This window comes from Microvirga pakistanensis (assembly GCF_004458765.1).
Classification (GTDB): domain Bacteria; phylum Pseudomonadota; class Alphaproteobacteria; order Rhizobiales; family Beijerinckiaceae; genus Microvirga; species Microvirga pakistanensis.
In genome coordinates, this window is record NZ_SPJX01000339.1 from 1 (window position 1) to 223 (window position 223).

General features: G+C 55.6%; 1 protein-coding gene. It reads right to left on the reverse strand.

Translation table 11 applies throughout. The features are described from left to right. Positions 1 to 223: MotA/TolQ/ExbB proton channel family protein (locus E4K09_RS18100; RefSeq protein ID WP_193557235.1), on the reverse strand; the 223-nt coding region annotated here is incomplete at both ends.

Consider the following 223-nt stretch of genomic DNA (forward strand, 5'->3'; position numbering starts at 1 on the left):
AAGGGCGCCGTTCATGTAGGCAATGAGCGCCTGTTTGACGATGACATAGACACGGGTTTGCTTCTCACGGGTTGCCTTCACTTTGTTCGCAAGCGGAGACAGGAATGCATATGAGATGAAGATGCCCGCGAAAGTTCCGACGAGAGCGGATGCAATGAGACCGCCGAGGATCGCTGGGGACTGATCGATTGCCCCTAGAGCCTTAACGATGCCCAGTACCGCC